Consider the following 7,256-nt stretch of genomic DNA (forward strand, 5'->3'; position numbering starts at 1 on the left):
GTCCTGGTGATAGGCGACAGCCGCAACACCCGAGGACGCAGACAAATGGCCAGTCAAACCCCTGGTGCTACTGCAGTCGAACCGGTAGATCTAGGGGACCTCACGAGCTTCGGCCGGAGATTCGACTTACAGGCAGCGGACGCCGCTGCGCAACTCGTCAATTTTGCCGCCGAGACGATAACGCAAGTCGGCGCTGCCGCATTACTGCCACGCCTGGATATCCTCCGACGTGGTTCTGCTCGCACTATGCCTACTCCGGCGGAGGCCGCATTGGTGGCATTCGCCGCGACTCCAACCTTTCTGCTGGCCACGGAAGCGATTAGAGCTTTGATGCGCCAAGAGCACGCGCGAGTATATCGCCCCGAGGTGCTGTATGGCTGCCTGCGAGCTATGGAGACTGCAGCCGGAGGTGGTTGTACCTTTGTGGAGGCCACAATTCGAGAGCGCGAACGCAATCGCCATGAAAGCCGACAACTAGCTCGGCGGGCTATTGGTAGTACCCTGCTATTGAAGGGATTGGAGGCACAAGTTGCGGTGATTCCCAACCCTGAGAACATGGATGCTCGTCATCTTTACGTGGCGATGACGCGCGGCTCGAGCCGATTGGTCGTGTGCTCTGCTACGCCGCGACTCGTCCCGCAACCAAGATCGAACTGAAACAAATCAAACGGACGTGCCCGTCGAGGCCTAGTTGGCAGATATCGGTGAAAGCGCCAAATAGTAAAAATTGTTAGAGGCAGCTAATGGCCGATTGCCGCCTGTCGCGAGGGGCAGCAACCGGCCAGAAGCGGTAATCCGTCGTCTACAAAACCAGGATCGATTCAGTTGAGAATTTTTTTTAAATCTCTATACGATCTGGCTAAGCGGATGAAAATTCAAAAAGCATACTATGCTTGAAGAAATGTATCTGATGGAAAGTGAAACCTCTGTTTTTCATTGAAGGCTAAGTGGAAATAATTTAATTGCGAGTATTAAAAGCATGATAAATCTGAAGCAAATACTCAATCAGCCAGATACCATTATATTCATCGGTTCTGGAATTTCACTTTGGTCAGGTCTGCCAACATGGTCGGGGATGATTGAAGAGCTGGCAGTCTTCGTAGAGCAACGAGCGGGAGGAGCTGATCTAATACGAGCTGAAGCTAACAAGGGAGACTTATTGCAAGCAGCAAGTTACGGGTTTGATAAGCTGACCAAGCAACAGATAGGAGAGTTTGTACGTGCCGCGTGTCGATATGGTAGAGCGAAACCCCACGAAATTCATCGAAAGATAGTGTCGCTAGGACCAAGGTGCTACATCACAACAAATTATGATGACTTGATTGAGCAAAGCCTTAGGGAATGGCAGCCGGACAGATTTTATCGATCCGCTGTAACTAATAGGCAATTGACAGAAACTGCAGAAATCGTTCATGCGAGAGCTGTCGATTTCATATTTAAGCCTCATGGCGATGCTGGAGATAGTGAAAGCATAATCTTGACCCGGGAGCAGTACCGACGCTTGTTACCACATGGCGAAAGTCAAGCTGCTTTAGAGTCTGTAAAAATGCTATTGGCGAGTAGGCCCGTTTTATATATTGGATTTGGACTTCGTGATCCCGATTTCATTTATATCAGAGATTTGCTCGCCAACACCTATAAAGGTGGAGTTCGGGATCATTACGCTATAATGGCAGATGTGCATGAGCAAGAAGTTGATTACTGGCGCCGCAACTACGGAATTCATCTAATTGGTTATGATACTGTAATTCGTCCTGATAGCTCGCGAGATCATGCTCCGCTGCTCTCTCTACTCGATTCTTTTTTAGAACGTTCGAATGAGAGTGAAAAATTGAAGTTCGACCCGGAGTCATCTGACGTACTTCTCTCATTAGCACGACATGCGGCAGCATTAAGTAGGCATCCAAAGCAACACCCTGAGCTACCCATTCGTGTAAACCAAGAGGGTGGCAGGAAAAAAAATACAGGATTTGAATCTCATCGTTATTATCACGGTTTAGTCGATAAATTACTTGATTTTGGGCCGCCAAGGGCCATATTGATAGGTTTACCTGGCGCTGGGAAAACTTACTCTCTGCATAGAGCTGCTGCTAGGTTGGCCGATCAATTAAATGAGATTTGCCTTTCAGGCAATTTCGTTAGAGATCTCGTTGTAGTTCCGATAATAGTAGATTTGAAGCTATATCGTGGAGATCTGGATGCATTAGTGAATCAATCTCTACCGGAAAAATTGCCACTTCATGATCTGATAACATCCTACAAGGTGAAAATATTCATAGATTCCTTTAATGAGATGCCACGGGAATTTTTGGAAAATGGTTCATATGAGGCTGACTTTCTAGAGTTTATTGGAAGTTTGGGAGATGCGTCTCTTGTCATAGGCTCTCGCACCACCGATGGGCTTTCACGCTTAGAGTTTCAAACGTTTCGTCTTGACTTCATTGAGGAAGAAGCTGTTACAGCTGAGCTAACGCGGCTTGGAATAAATTTTGAAGGTAGATTTAGCAAGGAAATGTTTCGATTAATTCAAAGGCCGTTTTACTTCAAATATATAGTGTCTGGAAAAATCAATTTGCCTCCCCAAGCTCAGCCTAAAGATTTTTATAAGTGTCTTTTTGATAACGTAACTTCTGCTTTCTACAAGCGATTCCATTTAAATCTAGACATACAAGAAGCTCTTTCAATTACAGCTTACAACGCTTTGGATAAAGGTGCGGAGGCTTTTCAAATCGCAAATCTTATAGACGACTTGAACGAGTTTTTGATTGAACAAGACGGTCCCACTCCGATAGAAATAGTAAACTGGCTCGTATCTGAGTCAATTCTGATCCCGTATACAAAGGGAAGAATTGGATTTGTTCACCAGTCCATAACGGAATACCTCGCTGCCAATGAGTTGGCTAAGCGCTATAGCGCAGATCCCCGTGAGCTTAAGGAAAAGCTGTCTCTAAGAAGATGGGATCAAGGTCTGTTTTTAACTCTGAGTTTTCTCCCAGATGCTCGAGCGAAAAGTTTTTTTGATGATGTCGTTAAAGCAGATCTTGCCTTGGCGATCAGTGCGTCGAAATACTCAGAGTTTGGACGTGACGAAATAGTGTCAGAGCTGCTTGAAATTCTATACCATTTAAGAGAAGAGGGTGGAGAGCTTCCACCAAAAGTGGAATCAGCAATTAGATTTGGACTTCAGGTTTCAGGGGTGCATGAAGGAATAATTCGTAAATTTATAGATTTTGGAGCGTCGCTCGGAGGAATTGCCCTTGGCCTGCTTGCCTCGATAAGAGGTGCCTCCATGATGCAGGAGGCGGTTAATTTACTATTTGTTAAACGTAATGATTTTAACTTCTGCTTAACGGCCGCCGAAAGTATATATTGTTTCGCAACCGAGGAAACATTTTTAGATGTGGCGAGTTTTGCGGATAAAATTCAAGCGGAAATTAACTCAAATCAATCAAAAGACTGGAATGTCTTTGAAGGGTTTAGCATGGCTGTTGGCATTTTGCTGCAAGAGCTTGAGCTTCCTGTCATAACTAAGTTACTTCCGGAGGGCCACGATGAGCACCAGTACAGATCGAAGCTTTTATGCGAGATTCTAGGAGAGCACTCTACTCCTGAGGCGCTATCGGTTGCTGGTGATTTATTGTTAAAAGGCGTGAATTATGCTGCAGAGGCAATAGCGAATATCACAGCATCTTTGGCGCAGGATAACCCCTCAGCCTTGTTAAGTTTGAACTATGCTCACGCGACTCGATTAATTGAACTCATAGATAGATCATGGGCGGCTGACGCATTGAGGGAAATATGCCTTGTACAGCCTGACTTGGCCCGTCAAGTACAAGTAGACTCGAAGGAATTCCTTGGACTGAAATCCGCATTGATATCAAACTGCGTAAATCCGCTGGACATGGACCCAGTATTTCGTGAGTTAGATAAAATCGTCTGTCTTTCAGCAGCGGAGCGTCAGCATGTACCATTCAATTTTCTTGACAGTATTGAAATTGATTGGAAGGGGCGCGAAGCTTTTTTCCTAAAGCTTCTAGAATTACGCGATGTTAATTTGGCCAGCGCTATTATGGGAGGCACCTACCCTGTGACGCTGAAAAATTTGGGCGAGTTAGACCTTGGAGATGTAACATGGTGGCTTAAATGGATGCATGATGAAATGAACGACGACGAAGGGGGATGGTTTCTCTTTAGACTGGGCGATTTGTTTGGTACGTATGCCTGCACTCGAAATAGAAAAGCTTTTATAAAAGAGTTTAATGAGCGCTCCGAGTTCCGAAGCTTATTGCAAAGTTACGTGCTTGGAAGGCTCGATATTACCACTGACGAAATCGATGATGATGCAATCTCGTTTATGTTGGCGGAGCTATCCAAGAAGAAAGCTGAGCACAACTTTGGTACTGGTCTGCTAGGCTCGGCTGCTACAGAAAGTTTCATTACTGATCGGGTACTACCTTTACTGATCAAAGCTCAGGAGCCTCTCAGGGGGAATCTCTACATGATTTTAGAACGTGCCGGTGCGAGGCATGGACGTCGTTATCTTGTTCAATAAGCTTTGGTAAAAGCTTTTCATTTCTTCGCTCGTTAACCGATGTCCTGTTATGGCCGAAAGCCGTCATATTCCCACAGCCGCCACAGATCAGAAGCTGAAAAATCTAAAGCCTTGGTTGTAATGGGGTATCTAGCGAAGCGGAAGCTGTTTTAGGCTTCCGCTTCTCATTTACCCGTCCTTTCTTTTGAGTTGAAGGTCAATGAAGTCAAGCTCTGCCTTGATTGCAACAATCGTGAGCGTCTCAACTTTAGTTTCAGCATTTGCCCTTGCGTTGAGCTTTTTCACGCCAGCCATGCCGGCAATTATTCCGTTCAAATGCAGCCTTCGGGCCTTTAGGTCATCAGGCACCTGAGCGCTGTTCTGTGGTGGTGGGTTCATGGTTAGACCGATGGTTGGCCCAAAGCGACCGCCTTTTGCTGGTTGCTTCGGGGAGGTTTAGGTTACGCCGCCAGTAGGTCAAGCAGGCTGTGCTGATGTGAGCGATCCACGAGCTCTCGCCAGGTCCAGCTTCCGAAGTGCTCGCCCTGTTCAGGGATATCCAGCTTCATCAGTGCAATCGGGTCTCGACTAATCAGTTGTCGTGTAGCCCACAGCTTGCCGCCGGTCTCCAGCAGTGCTTTCGCTGCCTCATTCCATTGTTCTTCCAGCACAGTGTTCGCCAGGTGAGCCGCGTTGTTCTCGATCTTGGCGCGTTCTTTTTGTGCTTCTGTGATGTGCAGATCAATCGTCACGAGCTCCTGCTCCAGCGCGGTGATGAGCATTTGCTGGCGGCGGTGATGCTCAACCGCGGCCGTGAGGTTTTTTGCTGCCTTTTGCGCTTCGGCGTTGGCCGCTTTTTCGCCCTCTACATCGCCCCAGGCGACAGCCTGTGCATAAGCGGTGGCCGCTTCCGTTTCAGCTTGTCGAGCTTTTGCCATGTCTTCCTGATCGCTCTGGCGGACCTGCTGCAACCGGGTCTCGATGCTGCTGCGCTTTTCGTTGAGTTCCATCTCATCGGCTTTCCAGTTCGCCATATCGCTGAGGTATCCCGCAGCCAAGCTCTCACGGTTTGCCAATCTCTCAAGGCGAAGAATCTTTTGATTCAGGTTGCTGATCTCCAGATTTCGCGAGTCGATGCGTCTTTTGTGATCGTTGATTTCATCTTGCACTGCCGGTTGACGGCCCTGCTGGATAACCTCCGGGTTTTCCAGCGCTTCTTCGAACGGCGCCAGGTCGCGCTGAATGCTCTCCATTTCGAGGGTCAGTTGGTCGCGGCGGTCTTTCAGTTCTTGGATAGTGTTCATCTGTATTGTCTCTGGTGCTGCGGTTGATAGGGATGGTTGTCGAATGGCTGGCGAGGCCGGGAATGAGCCGGCGCTATCTCAATCAGCAGGCATGCCGTCAAGCGGCCTTGGCCTCGCTTTCGTCCGTTCCGGGAACTGTCTTCACCACATAGCAGCGTTGAGGTCCTAACCCGGGCAGGCGAATCAAGCTGTACGCCTTTCCGTCGCTTCCCGGCTCGAGCACACCCCGTTGCAGCAACTCCTTGTTCACTGCACTGATGTTCATGCCCTTGAAGATTTCGGCCCTCCAGGCTTCCGGCAGTACGTAGTAGGTATTGGTGGTGTGCAGGGCGTCGCCCATGCCGTGTTCCAGGGGCTTGCGAAAGCCCAACCGATCAATCGTGCGTGGGCCGTGCTCATCGATTTTGGCGGCCGCAGATTCCCATCGGGTGAAGCGGCTTTCTCCAAATCGCTCGATGACTTGGCGTAGCCGCGCCAAAATCGCATCACCCTCGAAGTTCCCGGCGCCGCCACGTTCGGCTAGCCACGCATGCAGACATACCCGTGCTGCGGTTGTGGCTGTGCCATCGGGCCAGCCAGTAACGCCGAAGGCTGTGGCTAACTCCCCGGCCGCTGCTGCGAGGCCAAAGCGAAGGGCGGCACGCTGGGCCTGACCGCTTGCCGAGGCTGGCAGATTTTGGGTGATGAACTGTTCCACCGTGCGGCGAACGATCACTGACCACCCGAGCATTTCTCCGGGCGCACACAGTGCGTGCAGGAAGGCGGTGAGGGGCGTGCCGTAATATTTGGCTACGCGGGCCTTGGGCGCATCGGAGAGGGCGGCTGCATCCTCAAAACCGTTCAGTACATCGAACATGCCGAGGCCTTTGCTGGCATCCGCTGGCACGGCGAGCATGCGCACCTCCATACCGGCTTTCAGCTCCTTGTTGGCATCCGCCATGTGCTGCGCCAACGTCTTCTCGCTGGTCGAGAGAAACAGCAAGCGCCATTCCTGCACCTGTCGGCCCGCTTGTCCTCATCGTTCGCTTGGGCTTTACCCGTGCCATTGCAGCGCATGCACACCGTTTCGCTAATGATGTGCAGACCACCACACATGCCAGTTTCATCCTGCACCAAGATGCATCTGAATGTGCAGCGGCGAGGGGCTTTAGGGCGTTATCTGGCGCGTGCCACCAACGCACCAGGCGCAGCCCATCACAGACCGAGGCAGCGACTTTCAAATCGGGTTGTCTTGCCCTCGGAGCTATCGCCATAGAAATGGAAGCCGACAAAGTAATGTCCGAGTAGATTCAGGGTAAGCGTCCAGCCCGCCCACCTTCTCCTCGAGCACCCCTGCCCGCATCCTCTGTATTTTTCAGCAGGGGATTCACATGGAAACGATGCACGCGCGGCGCGAGTCCTGGGCCAGGCATGTCCAGGCC

3 protein-coding genes and 2 pseudogenes are annotated in these 7,256 nt (G+C 50.0%); 2 read left to right on the forward strand and 3 right to left on the reverse strand.

Annotation, left to right across the window (positions count from 1 at the left end):
* Both GIW04_RS25690 and GIW04_RS25695 read left to right on the forward strand, forming a co-directional pair.
* Window positions 1-657, forward strand: a pseudogene (locus tag GIW04_RS25690) (ATP-binding domain-containing protein); the annotation flags it as partial.
* Window positions 658-979: 322 nt separating this feature from the next.
* Window positions 980-4,552, forward strand: a complete 3,573-nt coding sequence (locus GIW04_RS25695; protein ID WP_120248556.1) for an SIR2 family NAD-dependent protein deacylase — start codon at window positions 980-982, stop codon at window positions 4,550-4,552.
* A gap of 168 nt (window positions 4,553-4,720) precedes the next feature.
* Here GIW04_RS25695 and GIW04_RS25700 read toward each other — a convergent pair whose 3' ends face one another.
* The 3 genes and pseudogenes from GIW04_RS25700 to GIW04_RS25710 form a co-directional block, all read right to left on the reverse strand.
* Window positions 4,721-4,930 (reverse strand): hypothetical protein, encoded by a 210-nt coding sequence (locus GIW04_RS25700; protein WP_120248557.1) that lies wholly within the window; start codon window positions 4,928-4,930, stop codon window positions 4,721-4,723.
* A 62-nt stretch (window positions 4,931-4,992) separates the two neighbouring features.
* Window positions 4,993-5,835 carry a chromosome segregation protein SMC gene (locus GIW04_RS25705; RefSeq protein ID WP_120248558.1) on the reverse strand — a complete coding sequence of 281 codons (843 nt, stop codon included), beginning with the start codon at window positions 5,833-5,835 and terminating at the stop codon, window positions 4,993-4,995.
* 97 nt (window positions 5,836-5,932) lie between these two features.
* A pseudogene (locus GIW04_RS25710) lies at window positions 5,933-7,128 on the reverse strand (DUF927 domain-containing protein); the annotation flags it as partial.
* Window positions 7,129-7,256: the final 128 nt, after the last annotated feature.

Source organism: Pseudomonas sp. PA-4-8C, assembly GCF_021606625.1.
In the GTDB taxonomy this organism is placed as follows: domain Bacteria; phylum Pseudomonadota; class Gammaproteobacteria; order Pseudomonadales; family Pseudomonadaceae; genus Aquipseudomonas; species Aquipseudomonas lactis.

Bases quoted from the DNA above. Each gene is read 5' to 3' on its own strand.
- GIW04_RS25695 (WP_120248556.1), top strand. From the start codon at position 980: ATGATAAATCTGAAGCAAATACTCAATCAGCCAGATACCATTATATTC.
- GIW04_RS25700 (WP_120248557.1), bottom strand. From the start codon at position 4,930: ATGAACCCACCACCACAGAACAGCGCTCAGGTGCCTGATGACCTAAAG.
- GIW04_RS25705 (WP_120248558.1), bottom strand. From the start codon at position 5,835: ATGAACACTATCCAAGAACTGAAAGACCGCCGCGACCAACTGACCCTC.